Origin of the sequence: Bacteroides sp. 224 (assembly GCF_010500995.1) — a bacterium.
Lineage (GTDB): Bacteria > Bacteroidota > Bacteroidia > Bacteroidales > Bacteroidaceae > Bacteroides.
On record NZ_QVMK01000070.1, the window covers coordinates 5,089 to 5,547 of the forward strand.

The following is a 459-nucleotide window of genomic DNA, read 5'->3' on the forward strand; positions in this document are numbered from 1 at the left end:
TCGTGACATTCCTGGTCTTTGTGGAGAGATTATAGCCAAGAGTGGTTCTTACCCGGAACCCGAGAGCTGTCATATCTTTGTTGACCGTTCTCGTCGTCAGCTTAAAATTCTCTATCAACGCGAAAATGAATATATTATTGAACACCGCGCTTTAAGTTCAGGGTTGTATCAACTTGAAAGATCAGAACTCCGCTGTTCTTGCTTATCCATATCCTGGACTCGCTTGAATAAGCTATTGGCGATTCATAAGAGAAATAAAGCAAACAAAAAGATGCCTAAAAGATAGGATTATTAGTTGTATTTATTCGTCTATTTGGTTATTTATTTGTACCTTTACGGTATAAACAAATAACCCTTTTTCTTCATGAAAGAACTTACTGTTACCCTCACTTTGGAAGAATATAATCACCTTTTAAAGGAAAAAGAAGCTCTGCTGTACAAGGTGGATACTCTTGGTCG

Annotated in this window: 1 protein-coding gene; it reads left to right on the forward strand. The window is 37.5% G+C overall.

Going from position 1 to position 459, the window contains the following annotated elements; translation table 11 throughout:
• The coding region (locus D0T60_RS18280; protein ID WP_163219887.1) for an IS66 family insertion sequence element accessory protein TnpB at positions 1-286 on the forward strand (286 nt) is incomplete at its 5' end.
• Positions 287-459: the final 173 nt, after the last annotated feature.